General features: G+C 66.2%; 1 protein-coding gene. It reads right to left on the bottom strand.

From position 1 onward, the window contains the following. Positions 1–612 (bottom strand): M48 family metalloprotease (locus AAE045_RS23405; protein WP_455549708.1); only part of this gene is annotated, 612 nt, incomplete at its 3' end. Between the last annotated feature and the right edge of the window lie 166 nt (positions 613–778).

Raw genomic sequence — 778 nt, forward strand, 5'->3', positions numbered from 1 at the left:
CTCGGCCATCAGGCGCTGGCCGACGATATCGGCCTCGCTTTCCTGGGTCCGCGAGCCTGGCAGGAGGAAGGCCGCCTGGGCACCGGCGCCGCCGAGCTGGCTGACGGTACTGGCCGCGCCCTCGCCGTAGGCCGCGCCTGCCAGCGCGCCGAGGACCGACAGCCCGGTCTGCGCACCCATCTGGCGCGTGATGCGTTCTTCGTGGTGGCGGGAGATCACGTGCCCGATCTCGTGGCCGATGACGGCGGCCAGCTGATCCTGGTTCTTGGCGACGGTGAAGATGCCGGTATTGACCCCGACCTTGCCGCCGGGCAAAGCGAACGCGTTGGGTTCCTTGTCGACCATCAGAGCCGTCTCCCACCGTACGCCACGGTACTGTGCGGGAAGCTCAGCGACCAGCGCATTCACCACGCACTGGACGTAGGCGTTCTGCTTCGGGTCGGTGCTCAACGTACCTTTGGACTTGGTCTCGGTAAACGCCTGCGCGCCCAGCTGGTCCAGCTCGGCCTGCGATACCCCGCCCACCATCTGGCGGCGGCCGGTGGGTGGGGTGGTGGTGGCGCACGCGCTCACCAGCATGGCGATGGCAATTCCCAACAGCACTGGTTTCATGTGCGATCCCCCGTGTTCATATGCGCAGTGTGGAACGTGGCGACGTAAATTTTCGTCAAGCCGCATGGTCGTTATTGGATGCCCAGGAACATCAGGGCGGCCAGGGCAATGCCGTTGTTCAACGCATGCGCGGCGATCGGCGCCCACAAGGTGCCGGTGCGCTGGT

It is taken from the genome of Dryocola clanedunensis (assembly GCF_038405435.1).
Taxonomy (GTDB): domain Bacteria; phylum Pseudomonadota; class Gammaproteobacteria; order Enterobacterales; family Enterobacteriaceae; genus Dryocola; species Dryocola clanedunensis_A.